The 17,504-nt window shown below is 40.4% G+C and carries 19 protein-coding genes; 17 read left to right on the top strand and 2 right to left on the bottom strand.

Translation table 11 applies throughout. The features are described 5' to 3' along the window. Nucleotides 1-13 precede the first annotated feature (13 nt). Nucleotides 14-1,021, bottom strand: coding sequence for a sulfate ABC transporter substrate-binding protein (locus tag B1202_RS09410; protein ID WP_078190339.1), 1,008 nt, complete (start codon nt 1,019-1,021; stop codon nt 14-16). Nucleotides 1,022-1,182: 161 nt separating this feature from the next. Between B1202_RS09410 and pabC the strand changes: the two genes are divergently transcribed. The 6 genes from pabC to B1202_RS09380 all read left to right on the top strand — a co-directional run bounded on the left by pabC (nt 1,183) and on the right by B1202_RS09380 (nt 6,187). Next, nucleotides 1,183-1,992, top strand: coding sequence for an aminodeoxychorismate lyase (gene pabC / locus B1202_RS09405; RefSeq protein WP_078190338.1), 810 nt, complete (start codon nt 1,183-1,185; stop codon nt 1,990-1,992). A 1-nt stretch (nt 1,993) separates the two neighbouring features. Beyond that, nucleotides 1,994-3,046, top strand: coding sequence for an endolytic transglycosylase MltG (mltG, locus tag B1202_RS09400; RefSeq protein ID WP_078190337.1), 1,053 nt, complete (start codon nt 1,994-1,996; stop codon nt 3,044-3,046). A 9-nt stretch (nt 3,047-3,055) separates the two neighbouring features. Further along, entirely contained in the window at nt 3,056-3,661 is a 606-nt protein-coding gene (gene tmk / locus B1202_RS09395) for a dTMP kinase (protein WP_078190336.1), read from the top strand. Between the two features lie 69 nt (nt 3,662-3,730). Then, nucleotides 3,731-4,150 carry a PaaI family thioesterase gene (locus B1202_RS09390; RefSeq protein ID WP_078190448.1) on the top strand — a complete coding sequence of 140 codons (420 nt, stop codon included), beginning with the start codon at nt 3,731-3,733 and terminating at the stop codon, nt 4,148-4,150. A 190-nt stretch (nt 4,151-4,340) separates the two neighbouring features. Continuing rightward, nucleotides 4,341-5,309 (top strand): hypothetical protein, encoded by a 969-nt coding sequence (locus tag B1202_RS09385; protein WP_078190335.1) that lies wholly within the window; start codon nt 4,341-4,343, stop codon nt 5,307-5,309. Nucleotides 5,310-5,320: 11 nt separating this feature from the next. Next, entirely contained in the window at nt 5,321-6,187 is an 867-nt protein-coding gene (locus tag B1202_RS09380) for a histone deacetylase (RefSeq protein WP_078190334.1), read from the top strand. Between the two features lie 51 nt (nt 6,188-6,238). On the opposite strand, the gene nadB is transcribed toward B1202_RS09380, so the two are convergent. Next, a complete protein-coding gene (gene nadB / locus B1202_RS09375; RefSeq protein ID WP_078190333.1) occupies nt 6,239-7,885 on the bottom strand; it encodes an L-aspartate oxidase in 1,647 nt (548 codons plus the stop codon). Between the two features lie 228 nt (nt 7,886-8,113). Here nadB and B1202_RS09370 point away from each other — a divergent pair, with 228 nt between their 5' ends. The 11 genes from B1202_RS09370 to B1202_RS09315 all read left to right on the top strand — a co-directional run bounded on the left by B1202_RS09370 (nt 8,114) and on the right by B1202_RS09315 (nt 17,379). After that, nucleotides 8,114-9,496 (top strand): Do family serine endopeptidase, encoded by a 1,383-nt coding sequence (locus tag B1202_RS09370; protein WP_078190332.1) that lies wholly within the window; start codon nt 8,114-8,116, stop codon nt 9,494-9,496. Nucleotides 9,497-9,616: 120 nt separating this feature from the next. Then, nucleotides 9,617-10,066, top strand: a complete 450-nt coding sequence (locus B1202_RS09365; protein ID WP_078190331.1) for an acyl-CoA thioesterase — start codon at nt 9,617-9,619, stop codon at nt 10,064-10,066. 195 nt (nt 10,067-10,261) lie between these two features. Continuing rightward, nucleotides 10,262-12,079 (top strand): translation elongation factor 4, encoded by a 1,818-nt coding sequence (gene lepA / locus B1202_RS09355; RefSeq protein WP_078190329.1) that lies wholly within the window; start codon nt 10,262-10,264, stop codon nt 12,077-12,079. A 21-nt stretch (nt 12,080-12,100) separates the two neighbouring features. Then, nucleotides 12,101-12,928 (top strand): signal peptidase I, encoded by an 828-nt coding sequence (gene lepB / locus B1202_RS09350; RefSeq protein WP_078190328.1) that lies wholly within the window; start codon nt 12,101-12,103, stop codon nt 12,926-12,928. A 22-nt stretch (nt 12,929-12,950) separates the two neighbouring features. Then, nucleotides 12,951-13,319: a DUF4845 domain-containing protein gene (locus B1202_RS09345; protein ID WP_078190327.1), complete on the top strand. Its 369-nt coding sequence runs from the start codon at nt 12,951-12,953 to the stop codon at nt 13,317-13,319. Continuing rightward, complete coding sequence (rnc, locus tag B1202_RS09340; protein ID WP_078190326.1) at nt 13,291-13,989, top strand: ribonuclease III; 699 nt, start codon at nt 13,291-13,293, stop codon at nt 13,987-13,989. The genes B1202_RS09345 and rnc overlap by 29 nt, the downstream gene beginning before the upstream one ends. Next, entirely contained in the window at nt 13,989-15,017 is a 1,029-nt protein-coding gene (gene era, locus B1202_RS09335) for a GTPase Era (protein ID WP_067765139.1), read from the top strand. Before rnc ends, era begins: the two co-directional genes overlap by 1 nt. A 33-nt stretch (nt 15,018-15,050) precedes the next feature. Then, nucleotides 15,051-15,248 (top strand): NF038104 family lipoprotein, encoded by a 198-nt coding sequence (locus B1202_RS09330; protein ID WP_078190325.1) that lies wholly within the window; start codon nt 15,051-15,053, stop codon nt 15,246-15,248. An 8-nt stretch (nt 15,249-15,256) separates the two neighbouring features. Then, on the top strand, nt 15,257-15,973 hold the full coding sequence (gene recO, locus B1202_RS09325; protein WP_213033257.1) for a DNA repair protein RecO: 717 nt from the start codon (nt 15,257-15,259) through the stop codon (nt 15,971-15,973). 9 nt (nt 15,974-15,982) lie between these two features. Further along, nucleotides 15,983-16,708, top strand: coding sequence for a pyridoxine 5'-phosphate synthase (gene pdxJ / locus B1202_RS09320; RefSeq protein ID WP_078190323.1), 726 nt, complete (start codon nt 15,983-15,985; stop codon nt 16,706-16,708). A gap of 17 nt (nt 16,709-16,725) precedes the next feature. Further along, complete coding sequence (locus B1202_RS09315; RefSeq protein WP_078190322.1) at nt 16,726-17,379, top strand: tRNA-(ms[2]io[6]A)-hydroxylase; 654 nt, start codon at nt 16,726-16,728, stop codon at nt 17,377-17,379. Nucleotides 17,380-17,504: the final 125 nt, after the last annotated feature.

Here is a 17,504-nt window from a genome sequence, read left to right as displayed (position 1 = left end):
TGTATTTAAAGCATTATTTGGAATTATTAGTCTTCACGATTTGGTCAAAGACGCCACCATTTTCAAAATGTTTTTTCTGCACTTTGCTCCAACCACCAAACTCTTTATCAATAGTCACTAATTTTAAAGGTTTAAAGACGGATTTATATTTTGCCAATACCGCAGCATTGCGTGGACGATAATAGTTCTGTGCTGCAATGGTTTGACCTGCAGGTGAGTACAGATAATTTAAATACGCTTTGGCTAAATTTTCATTGCCATCTTTCTTGGCATTTTTTTCTACAATCGCAACAGGCGGCTCGGCCAAGATAGAAAGTGAAGGGGTCACAATCTCAAACTTACCCGGCTGTTCACGAACTGCCAAATGTGCTTCATTTTCCCAAGCCAATAACACGTCGCCAATACCACGTTCAGCAAATGTAGTTGTTGCACCACGTGCGCCTGAGTCGAGGACTTTGGTTTGTTTATAAATTTGACGGACAAATTCTTGGGCTTTTGTATCGTTGCCACCTGCTTGATGTTTGGCCCAAGCCCACGCTGCAAGATAGTTCCAACGTGCACCGCCCGATGTTTTTGGGTTCGGGGTAATAATGTCTACACCCGGTTTAATTAAATCGCCCCAGTCTTTGATGCCTTTCGGGTTGCCTTTATGCACTAAGAACACAATGGTTGATGTGTATGGTGTTGAGTTTTGTGGGAATTTCTTTTGCCAGTCTTTTGCAACTAAACCACGTGCAGCAATTTCATCAATATCTGCAGCCAAGGCCAAAGTGACGACATCGGCATCTAGACCATCAATAACAGCACGAGCCTGTTTGCCTGATCCACCATGAGATTGTTTAAAGTTAATGTCTTGGCCTGTGGTTTTTTTCCAGTAAACACTAAAGTCTTTATTGAAGTTGTCATACAATTCACGGGTTGGATCATATGACACATTTAAGAAATCTTTGGCAGATGCACTGAATGCTGTGGCAGAAATGAATGCAGCCAAAACCCCAAGTTTTAATTTAGATAGATTCATGTTGTCCTCAATTTTTATACATGTTTTGTTGGATGAGGCAAGAATATCTGTAGTTTTTATGCAGAAAAAATAATTAAAAAAGAATTTAATATGAACAAAAAAGAAATATATGCTGAACGATTATTTTTTAAAATAAAGTGATGTAATTGGGATGACGACGTATGCAGTGTTTTAAAAATGCGCAGCAAATAGAACAAGTTGATTTACTTGATCGAGCCTTTCACTATGGCGATGGCTGTTTTAGCACGGCACGTATTCGCCAAGGACAAATAGAACTTTTAGCTTTGCATATTGCACGATTAAAACTGAGTAATGAGCGATTAAAGCTAAATGCAGATTTAAGCCTTATTGAAGACACTCTAAAATTGTTACGTAAACAAGATGTCGTTAATGGCACTTTAAAAATTGTGTTGAGTCGTGGTATCGGTCAGCGTGGCTATAGTTTGCCTGAGCATCCAGCAGATATTTGGGTGTTTTATTACCCCAAAGCTGTTGCAGATTTTGAGTACGAAACTGTCGAAAGTGGTGTATTACATCAAGCCATTGGGTTAACCATGCCAAGTTTGGTGGGCTTGAAGTCCTTAAATCGATTAGAACAAGTCATGCTTAAAGCAGAGTTGGATCAAACCCCATGGGGGGAAGCTTTGGTGACGGATGTGCAAGGTACAGTTGTCGAAGGTGTGAGCAGTAATTGTTTTATTCGTACAAATGAAGGATGGATTACGCCCGAACTTCGTTATAATGGCGTGCATGGTGTCATGCGTGCAGAAATTTTAAAACGGATGCAGCAGCATCAGATTCCATGTACTCAACGTCACGTCAATATGGATGAAATTACGCATTTTCAGAGTGTTTTTTTCTGCAATGCCTTAAGTCCCATGAAAATTGCATCAACTCTGAATGGAGTTGAGTTAGATGTTCAAGCTTGTATTGAACTTTTCCGAACACTTCAATTAAGTCAGATTCGTTAATATGTCCACCGCGTCTAAAAAAACAAATAAGAAAAAATCTGCCAAAGCAGGTTTTCCATTTAAAGCATGTTTGGTTGTGCTACTTGGTATCGTTGTACTTGTGGCGATCTTACTGTGGTCGAGCTTATTTAAAGCCTATCCTGTGGAAGGCAAAAAGCAGATGTTGGCGATTGGTGCAGGGGATACCTATTCAGGATTTATTGACCGACTGGCCAAAGAGAAACAAGTTCATTTTCCTATTATTTTGAAGCTGTACCAAAAGTTCATGATCAATGACACCCTGAAAGCGGGTGTATATGAAATCCATGAAGGCATGAGCGTACGTGAAGTCATGAAACTGATTTCTAACTCTGAAAATGCGCAAATGAATCGAATTTTAGTGATCGAAGGGACGACATTTAAGCAACTGATAGACGCGTTAAAAAATGACCCTTTGGTGACACATGACATCAGTCATTTACCGTATGCACAAATCTTAAAAGAACTTGGTATTCCGTATTCGCACCCTGAAGGCTTATTTGCACCGAATACATATTTCTTTGCAAAAGGCGAGTCTGATCGAAAAATTTTGAAGGATTTGTATAACCGACAAATCAAAGCCTTAGATCAAGCTTGGAATAATCGAGCTCAAAATTTACCGTATAAAGATAAATATGAAGCCTTGATTATGGCGTCGATTATTGAAAAAGAAACCAGTCTTGATCGTGAGTTAGAGCAAGTATCAGGGGTTTTTGTCCGTCGTTTACAGCAAGGCATGCGTTTACAAACGGATCCTACGGTTATTTATGGCATGGGCGATAAATACCAAGGCAATATCACTCGCCAAGATTTACGTGCACCTACTGCATATAACACTTATACAATCAACGGCTTACCGCCTACACCGATTGCTTTGCCGAGTCAAAAAGCTATTGAAGCCGCGATGCATCCAGATGCGTCAAATAACATCTATTTCGTGGCTACAGGTAACGGTGGTCATAAATTTAGCAGTAATTTGTCAGACCATAACCGAGCGGTACAAGAGTATTTATCGGTAATTCGTGCGAAAAATTGAGGAGTGAGCATGTTTATTAGTTTTGAAGGCACGGAAGGTGTGGGTAAAACCACGTTAATTCGTAAACTACATGAGCATTTCCAACACTTAGCAAAAGATGTGGTGTTAACCCGTGAGCCGGGTGGCACACCTATGGCAGAGCAAATTCGCTCATTGTTACTTTCGGTGAACCATGAAGAAACCATGAGTAATGACACTGAGTTATTGCTGATGTATGCGGCACGTGCGCAGCATTTAGAAGCCGTGATTCTGCCGGCGTTAGCTGCAGATAAAATTGTTCTATGTGACCGTTTTACAGATTCGAGTTTTGCATATCAGTGTGCAGGTCGTGGTTTGGATCGAGAAAAACTGAAAGTTTTAAATGACGGTTTTGTGGCGCGTATGCCAGATATTACCTTTTGGTTAGATGCACCGATTGAAACGGGGATGTTACGTGCGCGTGAACGTGGCGCTTTGGATCGATTTGAGCAAGAGAAAGCAACGTTCTTTGAGAAAGTGCGTTCAGGTTTTGCTGAAATTCATGAAAATGAGCCTGCACGCATGAAGCGCCTCGATGCGACGCAAACACCTGAACAGGTTTTTCAACAGGCATTATTGCATTTGCAACAGATCTAAAATGCCATAGTAATCTTTAGGTATTTGATTTAAAAATCATTCATAGCATAAGTTATGGATGATTTTTTTATGCCGCATCGAAAGCAGGCGATTATTGATTTTTTACAATGTGAATTTGCCCCAAGTTTAAAAAATTGCACGATTAAAGAAGTTGGACAGCAAACCGCGACCTTAATTTGGCATGTCACAGAACAAGATCTAAGACCGGGTAATACGATTTCTGGCCCAACCATGATGACTTTGGCTGATTTTGCGCTATATGTGGCTATATTGGGGGAGATTGGGATCGTGGGACTTGCGGTCACGACCAATATGAATATTAATTTTTTAAGAAAACCAGAAGCCAATAAAGACTTAATAGGCGAGTGTCGATTGCTGAAAGTGGGCAAAAGTATAATTTATGGTGAAGTGTTGGTGTATTCAGCAGGTGTGGATGAGCCTGTTGCACATATAACTGGGAGTTATTCGATTCCACCAAAGCGACATTGAACTGAAAATATGCAGTTGATGCATTGGATTAAATTGTCGCACTCGGTCTGATTAAATTGTGTATTGGTTGGCGAAATTGCAACTTAGTGTATTTTTATTTACATAATTTCAAAAACTTAGTTGAAATCAGTTGAGTTGCAAATACGGTTTTAAATCTATAATTGAACCACAGATTTGCTTGGTTAAATATATGATTGCTACTACGCATGAAGTTGTTCGGCTCTTTCATGAACATGCATATCCATTGTCAGAAAAATTGACAGAAATGCTGAATGAGCATTACTCACATCAAACCGAACGACGTGGCTGTGGATATACTCAAGCCACACGTGTGTTAGCTGAATATATTAATGTGCCGCGTGCATCACATGAATTTCAAGATCTCAAACTTTTTGAACAATATGACACGCATGGTTTACGCAAAATTTTAGATCATAGTCGTGCTTATCATTTAGATTTGTCAGGTTGGCGTCATCTAGATTTAAACCAAAATTTAAATCAAAATATTCAGCAATTGAAACAATCTACAGACTTTTACGACGTTTTACAGAAAGAATTACAACTTCAAAAAAGTTTGCGTCAAATTCAGCAACATGCAAATTTGGAAGAAAGTAAGCTTATTTGTAACTTGATTGAAGATCTGATTTTGCCAAAATCGTCAACTGAAAACCAAATCGTTGAAGTGCAAGCACTGGCTAATAAGCCAAAGGTTGGCTCTTGTCCAATGGCTGAAAATTTCTTTTTAAAAATTGCACATCGACGTGTATTTCGTAGCGGTGAAATTAATATTTTTGTAGATGAATGCGGTCAGCCTTTATTTATGGAAAAGTTAAATATGGGGGATAACCATTCTTGTATCAGCTTGAAACCTGTACTCATGAATGGTGTTCGTATTCCTGCCGGTTCACTTTTTTCCGTCGATTATGATGCAGAACAATTAGTTGAAAAACGGGAAAATCGTGAGTTTAAAGGTTTTGTGATTCCTTATCAGGCCATTTCTGGGTGGTGGTTTTTACGTTTAACCACTTTGTCAGTGTCGCCTCAAAATCGAAAGCGTGCCTTCAGTACACATTTTCAGCAGCAAGTGGATAATGGTCTGTATAGCCCAGGTACGACTGAGCTTCAGCAATTAATTGATGTGGCAAAAGCGCAACTTTGAGTGTTTCCATCATGTTAGATGTATGCTTTTCGCCAAAATATTTTGCGCATACCCATACCAATAGTATGGAAAAATTATTGGCGGTTGGAACAGCTTTAGAACAATGGCAGAACATCAGAATACATGAGCCTGAGTGTATCGACGCTGAAATTTTAAGCCAAGTACATGATCCTGTTTATGTGGATGCTTTTATGACAGGGCAGCCCGCTAAGCTTGCGACCTTTTCAGGTTTTAAGCCTTGGAATACTCAGCTTCGAGATGCCGTGCTGAGAATCAATGCAGGGCAGTTGATGGCTGCAGATTTGGCTTTGCAAAAAGGTATCGCAGCGAATGTTGCACAAGGTTTTCACCATGCAGTGTATGAATATGGTGGATCATTTTGCACCTTCAATGGTTTGGCTTTTGTGGCACAGCAGAATCCGAATAAAAAAATCTTTGTACTCGATTGCGATCAACATGGGGGGAATGGTACAGCTGAGTTTACTAGACGCTTAGAGAACCTTTTTAACTTTAGTATTTATGGGCTACGTTTTGGTTGTCCTACTTATGAACGTTCTTTAACTCGGCATGTGCATAAAGATCGTGGAAATTTTGCACAATATACCTTGGCTATACATGAGGGAATACAGCATGCCAAAGCATGGGGTGCAGATTTAATCATTTATCAAGCAGGAATGGATTGTCATCAAGCTGACCCATTTGGCTCATCATGGTTTAGTACCGCTTTGATACAGAAACGCGAAGAAATGGTCTTTAAATTGGCTAAACGTGCAGATATTCCGCTGATGTTTGTATTGGCTGGGGGCTATCAAAATATGAATGATCTTGTAAATCTGCACTTAGAAACTTTCAAAGCTGCACTACATATTTATGGATAGTAAGATCAAAAAAAGCCGACTTCATGTGCGGCTTTTTTTGATTTAAAAGTTTTAAGAAACTAATTCAGTATTGACTACAGGGCAATCAACCGTGAAATCGGGTGGACTTAACACCGTTTTACGTAGTTCGTCTGCTTGTTCAGGATAGTCCAAAGTGAAATGCAGTCCACGAGATTCTTTACGTTCCATTGCACAGCGCACAATCATTTCTGAAACTAGTACTAAGTTACGTAGTTCAATCAGATTTTTACTGACTTGGTAATCTTGGTAATACTCGGTAATTTCACGATTGAGCATTTCAATACGATGGAGCGCACGTTGAAGCCGCTTGGTTGTTCTGACAATACCCACGTAGTTCCACATGGTTTGGCGAAGTTCATCCCAATTCTGCAAAATCACCACGTCTTCATCAGGATTGGTCACTTGCGAGTCATCCCATTCTGGGACATGAGGCGCCTGATAAGTCCCTTGATGCTGTGCTGTGATATGTGCTGATGCACTCATGCCATAGACAAAACATTCCAGTAAGGAATTACTCGCCATACGGTTTGCACCGTGTAGGCCGGTATAGGAAGTTTCTCCAATGGCATATAGGCCTGGAATATCGGTCTGACTGTTTTCATCAACCACAACGCCACCACAGGTGTAGTGTGCTGCCGGAACCACCGGAATCATTTCTTTGGTGATATCAATGCCGAGTTCCATTAAGCGTGCATACAATGTTGGAAAATGTTCTTTGACAAATTCTGCAGGTTTATGGGTGATATCAAGCCAAACATGACGGATTCCCAGACGTTTGATTTCATAATCAATAGCGCGCGCTACGATATCGCGTGGTGCTAATTCTGCACGTTCATCAAAGCGCAGCATAAAGCGTTCACCGTCAGGGAGACGTAAATAGGCACCTTCGCCACGCATTGCTTCGGTAATTAAGAAGGAGCGAGCTTGAGGGTGGTATAAGCAAGTTGGATGGAATTGGTTAAACTCCATATTGGCAACACGGCAGCCTGCACGATACGCCATGGCAATACCATCACCCGTCGCAATGTCAGGATTTGATGTATATAAATAAGCTTTCATTGCACCGCCACAGGCAAGGGCAGTGAAAGGTGCTAAAAAGGTATGTACTTTTTCGTTTTTTTCATCCAAAGCATAAAGGCCGAGAGCACGGTTTTCAGCTTCAGGATTTAACTTTTGTGCGGTAATTAGATCTATCGCGATATAGTTTTCAAAGATCTGAATATTTGATTTTTCTTGGGCGCGTTCTACCAATGTTGTGGAAATTGCACGTCCAGTTGCATCCGCTGCATGGATAATACGGCGTTGAGAGTGACCACCTTCTCGGGTCAGATGTAGCTGTTCTTGTTCGTCTAAAGTAAATTGCACACCTTGATTCAGTAGAAAATCAACAGAGGGCTTACCACCTTCAACAGTTTGTTTTACCGCCGCCATTTCACATAAATGCGCACCTGCGATCATGGTGTCATCAATATGTTGTTCAATGGAATCTGTTTTATCGAGGACAGCTGCTACACCGCCTTGGGCAAAATATGTACTGGCATCCGTCAGCGTCGATTTAGCTAAAACAGCAATATTAAAATGATCTGGTAACGAGAGGGCTAAACTTAAACCCGCACCGCCACTTCCCACAATAATCACATCAAATTGATGTGTCGTGTTTAAATTAGACATGTCCATCAGCTAATTTTAAAAATGTCCGATCATCACAACTGTTTTTGCCTAAAAACGCAATGACTATAAATTAACTAAATAATGAAAAATATTCATAGATCTGTAATATTTAAGGAATGTTTAAGATTATTTATCCTAAATATTCATCAAACATTTTATTACGAAGCCTAGACTTGCATTGTGATAAAAACTAACGTATTTCAAATGATAAGCACAATTGAGTGAATGCTAACAATGAATAAATCGTATTTACAAAAGGGACTTTATGCAGCTGTGTTTACGGTTGCAAGCGTACAAACTCAGGCAGCAGGTCCTGTTGATTTTTCCAATTTGGTTGAGCAGGTCAGCCCAGCTGTTGTGAGTGTGAATGTGGTGAAAAAGCTCAGTCAAGAAGAGCTTTTACAGCAGCAAGTCCCAGAAATATTACGACGCTTTTTTGGTAATCAGGTCGTTATTCCGCAGCAAAAAATGCCGCAAGAAAAGACCGGTTATGGAAGCGCATTCTTTATTAGTAAGGATGGTTATCTATTAACTAACCATCATGTGGTGGAAGATGCATCGAAAGTCACCATTGTACTAAATGACCGCCGTGAAATTGATGCCACAGTCGTGGGGAGTGATGAGCGGACTGACGTAGCTTTGTTAAAGGTGAAAGGTTCAAATTTTCCAGAGCTACGCACAGGCAATGTTGACCGTTTACGTGTCGGTGAGCCAGTGTTGGCCATTGGTTCGCCATTTGGTTTTGACTATTCAGCTTCGGCAGGGATTGTTAGTGCGAAAATGCGCAATATGATGGGAGAAACCTCAGTTCCATTTATTCAAACTGATGTGGCGTTGAACCCCGGAAACTCAGGTGGTCCTTTGTTTAACCAGTCAGGGGAAGTGGTCGGGGTGAACTCTCGTATCTTTAGTGGTACGGGCGGCTATATGGGTTTATCGTTCTCGATTCCTATTGATGTGGCGATGGATGTTGCAGACCAATTAAAGAAAAACGGCAAGGTGACACGTGCTTATTTAGGCGTCATGCTGCAAGATATCGACCGTAATCTAGCTGAGTCGTATAATCTTTCAAAACCAGAAGGCTCATTGATTACTCAAGTTGCACCGAATTCACCTGCAGCAAAAGCTGGCTTTAAAGTGGGTGATGTTATTTTGAAATTTAATGGCACACCGATTTCACGTACTGGCGAACTGCTGAATTATCTTAACCGTACAGGTCCAAATCAAAGCATTCAGCTTGAAGTGCTCCGCGATGATAAACGCCAAAATATTTCAGCAACCTTAATCACTGCACCAGATGATACGCCTGCAAAAGCTGAAACGACCCCTGTGAAAAAAGGCCCGGTGATTGGGGTGTCAATTCGTAACCTAAACGCAGATGAACTAAAACAACTCAGCCTAAAAGGCGGTGTCTTGATTCAAGATGTGCGAGCTGGTGGTATTGCTTCACAAGCGAGAATTCAGCCGGGGGATGTGGTGACTCAAGTTAATAATAAAGCTGTGAATAATGCTGAAGATTTTGTGAAAGTTATTTCAGAGTTGAAAAATGGCAGCATTGCACGTGTTTCTTTGATTCGTCAGGGGCAAAGTGCGATTGTAGGCATGCGCATTCAATAATGAATTACTGAATGAAAACCACTCCAAGCGAGTGGTTTTTTTAACTTTAGTGTTTTTGCAATTTACCCTTAGATAAAAATGAGTAGACTGTGGAGCATATTTTAAAATTTGCAGGACGCTATGAGCGATATCTTTGATTTAAAAATTACAGTTCAAGCTGAACATATCGACACATTAAATCATGTAAATAACGTGGTGTACGTCAGTTGGATGCAAGATGTCGCGACAGCACATATTGAAGCCTTGGGTTTAGGCTTAAAAGAATATATTGAATTGAAGCATGCCATGGTTGCTGTAGAGCATCATGTGCAATATCGCAAAGCAGCAGTCGAAGGTGAGGAGATTATTCTGCGAACGTGGCTCAATGATATCAATGCGTTGTATTCATTTCGTCAGTATGTATTTTATCGCCCTAAAGACAAAGCGATATTATTTACAGGCAATACGCAGTGGGCATGCATTGAAATTGCTACAGGTCGTCCAAAACGAATGTCGCCAACCTTTACCCAAGCGTATCAACCTATTGCGGATAGCCTAAATCCGCTTGATTTTAGTGCTTATGATCTCTGAGTTTGATTTCAAAGTAATATTTCAAACCAAGACCAGCCAAGTTCTACATGTGGGATGAATGACTTGCATAAAAGCAATGCATTATTTTCGATACTTTGAAAAATCCATCTGCTATAATCCTCGGCAATTTCTATTCGGCTTTTGCTATGCATAAAGAATTGCATGTATAGCGCTTTTATTTTTCCAAGGTAGCCCATGGCGCAAGCTAAAAAATCTGTTGATATAAAAAACATTCGTAACTTCTCGATCATTGCGCATATCGACCATGGTAAGTCGACTCTTGCCGACCGATTTATTCAAACTTGTGGTGGTTTGCAAGATCGTGAAATGCAAGCGCAGGTTCTAGATTCTATGGAATTGGAACGTGAGCGTGGTATTACGATTAAAGCTGCGTCAGTGACTTTGTATTACACTCATCCTAATGGTGAAGAATACCAACTCAACTTCATTGACACACCGGGACACGTTGACTTTTCTTATGAAGTTTCACGCTCTTTGGCTGCGTGTGAAGGCGCACTTTTGGTTGTTGATGCTGCACAAGGGGTAGAAGCGCAATCTGTAGCAAACTGTTATACCGCAATTGAACAAGGTCTAGAAGTTCTACCGGTTTTAAACAAAATCGATTTGCCGCAAGCAGAGCCAGAACGTGTTATTCAAGAAATTGAAGACATTATTGGTATTGAAGCGACTGAAGCGCCAACGTGTTCAGCGAAAACAGGTCTAGGCATTGAAGGTGTGCTTGAAACCCTGGTGAATGTTATTCCTGCACCACAAGGTGATCGTAGTGCGCCTTTACAAGCCTTGATTATCGACTCTTGGTTCGATAACTATTTAGGCGTGGTTTCTTTGGTTCGTATTAAAGAAGGCCGTGTGCGTAAAGGCGATAAAATGTTGATGAAATCAACAGGTCAAACGCACATCATTACGTCAGTGGGTATTTTTAATCCGAAACACACAGAAACGGACATGCTCGAAGCGGGTGAAGTTGGTTTTGTGATCGCGGGTATTAAAGATATTTTTGGTGCTCCAGTGGGTGATACGATTACCTTAGCAACCACACCAGAAGTAGCAACCTTACCAGGCTTCAAAAAAGTTAAACCACAGGTTTATGCAGGTTTGTTCCCAATCGATTCAAGTGAATTTGAACCATTCCGTGAAGCGCTGCACAAACTGCAAATTAATGACTCAGCATTATTCTTTGAACCTGAAAGTTCAGATGCACTCGGTTTTGGTTTCCGTTGCGGCTTCTTGGGTATGCTGCACATGGAAATCGTACAAGAGCGTTTAGAGCGTGAGTATGATCTTGACCTGATTTCTTCTGCACCGACCGTAATTTATGAAGCGGTAATGAAAAATGGTCAAACCATTTATATCGACAGTCCTTCTAAAATGCCAGATGGTTCAACAGTTGAAGACTTACGTGAGCCAATTGCTGAATGTCACATCTTGGTACCGCAAGAATACTTGGGTAATGTGATGACTTTATGTGTTGAACGTCGTGGCGTTCAAAAAAATATGAAGTTCATGGCAAACCAAGTCGCTATTACGTTTGAAATTCCAATGGCAGAAGTGGTAATGGATTTCTTTGATAAGTTGAAATCATGTTCACGTGGCTTTGCATCGCTTGACTATAGCTTTGTCCGTTTTGAGAGTTCATCTTTGGTTAAGGTTGATGTGCTAATTAATGGTGAGAAGGTTGATGCCTTGGCCATGATTTGTCACCGCCAAGATGCTCGTCACCGTGGTATTGCTCTAGTTGAGAAAATGAAAGACTTGATTCCACGTCAAATGTTTGATGTGGCTATTCAAGCAGCAATTGGTGCGCAAATCATTGCACGTTCAACTGTAAAAGCGATGCGTAAAAACGTATTGGCAAAATGTTATGGTGGTGACGTGTCACGTAAGAAGAAACTTCTTGCGAAACAAAAAGAAGGTAAGAAACGTATGAAGCAAGTGGGCAGTGTTGAAATCCCACAAGAAGCGTTCCTTGCGGTATTGAAAGTAGAAAGATAATAAATAGAGGTTTATGAGCTCATGGATTTTGACTTTAATTTGATCCTTGTTCCTGCCACAGTCATTTTTTTCCTAATTTGGCTGTTGGATAAGTTTGTCTGGAAACAACGGCAGACCAAAGGTAAGGGGAATGAAAACGTCGTTATCGCGTGGGCTTATGACTTCTGGCCGATTCTAGCGATAGTTTTGGTGATGCGTTCATTCTTATATGAGCCATTTAATATTCCATCAGACTCTATGGTTCCAACTTTAGAGACAGGTGATTTTATTGTGGTGAATAAATATCAGTATGGCGTACGATTACCTATTATTAATAAAAAAATTATTGATGTTGGTGAACCTGAGCGTGGAGATGTCATTGTATTTCGTTATCCACCGCAACCAACCATTAGCTATATTAAACGTGTGGTCGGTTTACCAGGGGATCATATTATTTATGATCATGGTCAACTGAGTGTGAATGGTCAGAAAGTGACAAAAGTTCCAGTTGAATTTAGCCGTGAAAAAGATCAACTCGATACACCTACATCGATTTATCATAAAGAAACCATGGGTAAGCATACGTTTACCATGCGTGAGCTTGACGGCGTCAATGTTGCGCGCCAAGCGCCATTTATCAACTATGTTGAAAATGGTAAATATTCAACAGAAAATGGTTTATATTGGGAAGTTAAGGTTCCTGAAGGTCACTATTTCGCGATGGGGGATAATCGCGATCAAAGTGCGGACAGTCGTTTTTGGGGCTTTGTGCCTGAAGAAAACCTCACTGGACGTGCTTTTTACAAGTGGATGCATAAGGAACCTGGTTTAAAACTGCCTTCATTTAGTCGTAATGGCAGTATTGATTAGTCTATAAAAATAGGAATATAAAATGAGACATCAACGGGGAACGTCTTATTTAGCTATAATGTTAGCTGTAGTTGGTTTTGCATTTATGGCGAAGGTTGCAATTGCAGTATGGGGGCCATATTTTGAGGATCGGATGATTAATAGTCAGATCCGTGAGCAACTTGTTAGTGCTCCTAAGAATATTAGTCCGGCTGGATTTGTAAAGGAAATGGATAAACGATTTAATATGAATATGATTGATATTAAATTTTCAGATATTGCACAAGTAAACAATGATAATGGTTTACGAGTGGAAAAAAATTATGAAATAAGAAAACCTTTCTTATTGAATATTGATATTGTGTTAAAGTTCGAGAAAAGTTTTGATCAAAGCTCAGTCCAAGCTAAATGAAGCTCGTTTAGCAAGTCGTATCGGTTATCAGTTTAAACAACCTGAATTGTTACAACTGGCCTTGACCCACCGATCGGTGAGCCATAAATACAATTATGAACGCCTAGAATATCTGGGCGATTCATTATTGGGTATGATAATTGCCAATTATCTATACCATGCCTACCCGCATGAAAATGAAGGGCGTCTAACGCGTATGCGTGCGACACTGGTTCGTCAGGAAGCATTAGGTAAAATTGCCAATGACTTAAAACTCAGTCAAGAATTAATCTTGAGTACAGGTGAGTTGAAATCTGGCGGTCATCATCGCGAGTCTATACTTGCGGATACCGTTGAATCGATCATTGGTGCAATCTATGTCGATTGTCAGGATTTAAAAATTCTGGAACCGATTGTTCTTAAATGGTATGTGCCATATTTAGATCATATTGAACCGACCGATCAACTGAAAGACCCTAAATCACGTTTACAAGAGTATTTACAAGCACGTAAAAAACCTCTCCCGGTTTACGAGGTTGTAGATATTCAGGGGGATGCTCCGAACCAACATTTTAAAGTTGAATGTACGGTTGAAGGGCTCTCTGTTAAATACGGTGAAGGTTCAAGCCGTCGCTTTGCTGAACAAGCTGTAGCGGCAGAAATCTTAGAAATTTTGGAGAAAAAGTCTTAATGACTACTCATTCCGATCACGTAGATGCTGATCACGAGTCGCAAGGCGACAGTAACGATTTAATTAGTCAGTTTTTTAGTGCACAAGGAACTGAAATTCCGGCCGATTTTAAAAGTGGTTTTGTGGCGATTGTTGGTCGTCCAAACGTGGGTAAATCAACGTTAATGAACCATATTTTGGGTCAAAAACTTTCAATTACGTCTCGTAAACCACAAACGACTCGTCATAAAATTGTAGGTATTGACTCACGTGAAAAGTCTCAGGCAGTATTCGTGGATACGCCAGGGATGCACAAAAAAGAAGTTCGTGCCATCAATAAAATGATGAACCGTGCGGCGCATTCTGCACTTCGTGATGTGAACTTGGTTTTGTTTGTGATTGATGCAGACAAATGGACGCAGAATGATGATTTAGTGTTAGAAAAGCTAAAAAATGCCGATATGCCAGTTATTCTTGTGATCAATAAAATTGATACGCTAGAAAACAAAAACCACGCATTACCCTTGATACAAGAGCGTGCAAAATTGATGAATTTTGCAGAAATTGTTCCTGTATCAGCATTACGCGGTGCAAATTTGGATCATTTGCGCAGTACGATTGAGAAATATCTACCATTCCAACCACCACTGTATTCACTTGAGCAATTGACCGATCGTTCAGAGCGATTCCTTGCATCTGAAATTATCCGTGAAAAAATCATGCGTCAATTGGGTGAAGAGCTACCTTATGATTTAACCGTTCAAATTGAATCGTTTAAAACAGAAGAAGCAACGGTAAATCCAAAAACAGGCCGTCCTAAAGCGGCGTGTACCTATATTGATGCGACGATTTTTGTCGATCGCTCTGGCCAAAAAGCCATTGTGATTGGTGAGAAAGGTGCCAAACTGAAGAAAATCGGTATGGATGCACGTGTGGATATGGAAAAAATGTTCGAGCAAAAAATCATGCTGACACTTTGGGTGAAAGTCAAAGGTGGTTGGTCTGATGATGAGCGTGCATTGAAAAGCTTGGGTTATAGCGATATTTAATTGCTAGACATTTAAAACTTTGAGGGAAGAGTAATGATGAAAGTATTAGCTGTAGTGGCATGTGTTTTGTTTCTACAAGGGTGTATTCATAAAATCGTTACTGTTCCTGTCAAAGTGGCTTATAAAACCACAAAAGGCGTGGTCAAAGGAACCGCTGCAGTTGTAGGTGCAGTCATTCCAGATGGGGATGATGAAGAAGAAGACGAAAAGAAAAAGAAAGACAAGGATTAATATCTTAAATCATGCGTAATGAGATACTGCATGGTTATTTAATTCACCATCGTAAATATCGTGAAAAAAGTCATATCGTGCACTTGTTTACGCAGGAGCATGGCCGAGTTGACGGTATTCTCAGACAAACACCTCCGCCTCAGTATCAACCGATTTGCTTGCAAGCATCCGGCAAGTCTGAACTTAAAAATTTCAGTAAACTTGAAATTGTAAATCAACCCATTTTCTTTTTTGGGGATGCTTTTTTTTCAGGGTTTTATTTGAATGAAGTCTTATTGAGGCTATGTCCCTTAGAGGTCGAGATGCCAGAGACATTTGCTCAATATGCGCATACCTTAGAACAACTCCAATGCATGTCTGCGCAGGATAATCCTGACCTGTTTTTGCGACAAATCCTTAGACAGTTTGAGCATGAACTGCTTGAAGAATTGGGTTATGCGCTGGATTATTCAACTGATGCAAATCAACAGCAAATTCAGCTTTATGAAAATTATCAATTTCATTTAAATGAAGGTTTTCAACCTGTCATTAAAGCCTCACGGGCAACATTGTCAGGTCAACATATTTTAAGTATGTGTGATTATGAAAAAGGTGGGGAATTTAATTCTGAACAGTTACAATTACTGTCTAAGTTGTACCGACAAATGATTACTTCCTTGCTTGGCGATCGTCCATTAAAAAGTCGTCAATTGTGGATACAGAATTCTCAAACTCAACGTCATTAGGAAAGAATTATGGCAGCTTTGCTTGGTGTAAATATTGACCATGTGGCAACACTACGAAATGCACGTGGGACAACTTATCCAGATCCTGTGAATGCCGCAATTATTTGTGAGCAAGCGGGGGCGGAAGGGATTACGCTACATTTACGTGAAGATCGTCGCCATATTAAAGATGATGATGTGCGTCGTATGCGTTCTGTATTAAAAACCCATATGAATCTTGAAATGGCAGTGACCGATGAAATGGTTGAATTTGCCAAAGAGATTCAGCCGCATCATGTATGCTTTGTTCCTGAAAAGCGTGAAGAAGTCACGACTGAAGGCGGTCTAGATGTTGTTGGGCATTTTGAAGATGTAAAAAATGCGACTCAAGCACTCGCAGCGATTGGTTGCGAAGTTTCATTATTTATTGATGCTGACTTTGCTCAAATTGATGCGGCGATTGCCTGTGGCGCGCCAACGATTGAGTTGCATACAGGTGCATATGCAGATGCTGAAACACCTGAAGCGCAGAAAGCAGAGCTGGAGCGTATCATTCAAGGTGCTGAATATGCGGCATCTAAAGGTTTGATTGTGAATGCTGGTCATGGCTTAAATATTGACAATGTCACTCCAATTGCTCGCATTGCGCAAATTCATGAATTGAATATTGGTCACTCGATTATTGCTGATGCTGTATTTATTGGATTGACACAGTCTGTGAAACAAATGAAAGCTGCGATTAAAGCCGCACGTTAATTATTTAAGTAAAGTATATGTCAAATATTGATTATGATGCCCTAATGAAGCCAGTCATTGGCTTCTTGGGGTGTGAAACACCAAAAGCATGGTTGGATGAAGCTTTAAATAATTTGGATATCCTGATGCAGGATCATGCCAATTGTGAAAAGAAAGCGGCAAGTACAGCAATGAATTTGATGTTTCGTTATAGTTTTTTCTCGGATTTACAAATCAAGCTGGCGCAGCTAGTACGTGAAGAAATGCTGCACTATGAGCAAGTGCTGGAACTGATGGCAAAACGTGGTCAGGAATGGACTGCAATCAGTGCCGGACGGTATGCTGGTGGTCTACGCAAAGAAGTGCGGACTTATGAGCCAGAAGCGTTAATTGATATCTTAGTGATCGGCGCATTCGTTGAAGCACGGTCATGCGAGCGTTTCTATGCGCTTGCACCACATGTGGATGAAGAGTTGGGGCGTTACTACCGCTATTTGCTAAAGTCTGAATCACGCCATTATGAGGACTATTTAGCTTTGGCCATGGATGTGGCGACGACCAATAAGCTGAAGAACCCGAAAGAAGATATTCAGATGCGTATTGAGCATATTCGTGAAGTTGAAAAAAATCTGATTAGCAGCCCAGATGAGTTATTCCGCTTTCATAGTGGTGTGCCAGTCAAAGCAGCTTGATAAAAGTATCCTCCAGAATGGGGGATTTTTTATGCACTCAAAATAAATGATAATAAGAATTATTTACAATTGTTTTGGGTGAATCTAAAATGAAACGATCTCTTTGAATCAAACAATTTAAGCTC

This window comes from Acinetobacter amyesii (assembly GCF_002018365.1).
GTDB classification, from domain to species: domain Bacteria; phylum Pseudomonadota; class Gammaproteobacteria; order Pseudomonadales; family Moraxellaceae; genus Acinetobacter; species Acinetobacter amyesii.
This window is presented reverse-complemented; position numbering and strand designations above follow the sequence as displayed.

Excerpts from the sequence above, each read along its gene's own strand:
- pdxJ (WP_078190323.1), top strand. The coding sequence starts at position 15,983 with ATGGCAGCTTTGCTTGGTGTAAATATTGACCATGTGGCAACACTACGA.
- B1202_RS09390 (WP_078190448.1), top strand. The coding sequence starts at position 3,731 with ATGCCGCATCGAAAGCAGGCGATTATTGATTTTTTACAATGTGAATTT.
- lepA (WP_078190329.1), top strand. The coding sequence starts at position 10,262 with ATGGCGCAAGCTAAAAAATCTGTTGATATAAAAAACATTCGTAACTTC.
- pabC (WP_078190338.1), top strand. The coding sequence starts at position 1,183 with ATGCAGTGTTTTAAAAATGCGCAGCAAATAGAACAAGTTGATTTACTT.
- B1202_RS09370 (WP_078190332.1), top strand. The coding sequence starts at position 8,114 with ATGAATAAATCGTATTTACAAAAGGGACTTTATGCAGCTGTGTTTACG.
- B1202_RS09330 (WP_078190325.1), top strand. The coding sequence starts at position 15,051 with ATGATGAAAGTATTAGCTGTAGTGGCATGTGTTTTGTTTCTACAAGGG.
- B1202_RS09410 (WP_078190339.1), bottom strand. The coding sequence starts at position 1,021 with ATGAATCTATCTAAATTAAAACTTGGGGTTTTGGCTGCATTCATTTCT.
- B1202_RS09365 (WP_078190331.1), top strand. The coding sequence starts at position 9,617 with ATGAGCGATATCTTTGATTTAAAAATTACAGTTCAAGCTGAACATATC.
- tmk (WP_078190336.1), top strand. The coding sequence starts at position 3,056 with ATGTTTATTAGTTTTGAAGGCACGGAAGGTGTGGGTAAAACCACGTTA.
- mltG (WP_078190337.1), top strand. The coding sequence starts at position 1,994 with ATGTCCACCGCGTCTAAAAAAACAAATAAGAAAAAATCTGCCAAAGCA.
- B1202_RS09315 (WP_078190322.1), top strand. The coding sequence starts at position 16,726 with ATGTCAAATATTGATTATGATGCCCTAATGAAGCCAGTCATTGGCTTC.
- B1202_RS09345 (WP_078190327.1), top strand. The coding sequence starts at position 12,951 with ATGAGACATCAACGGGGAACGTCTTATTTAGCTATAATGTTAGCTGTA.
- lepB (WP_078190328.1), top strand. The coding sequence starts at position 12,101 with ATGGATTTTGACTTTAATTTGATCCTTGTTCCTGCCACAGTCATTTTT.
- era (WP_067765139.1), top strand. The coding sequence starts at position 13,989 with ATGACTACTCATTCCGATCACGTAGATGCTGATCACGAGTCGCAAGGC.
- nadB (WP_078190333.1), bottom strand. The coding sequence starts at position 7,885 with ATGGACATGTCTAATTTAAACACGACACATCAATTTGATGTGATTATT.
- B1202_RS09380 (WP_078190334.1), top strand. The coding sequence starts at position 5,321 with ATGTTAGATGTATGCTTTTCGCCAAAATATTTTGCGCATACCCATACC.
- B1202_RS09385 (WP_078190335.1), top strand. The coding sequence starts at position 4,341 with ATGATTGCTACTACGCATGAAGTTGTTCGGCTCTTTCATGAACATGCA.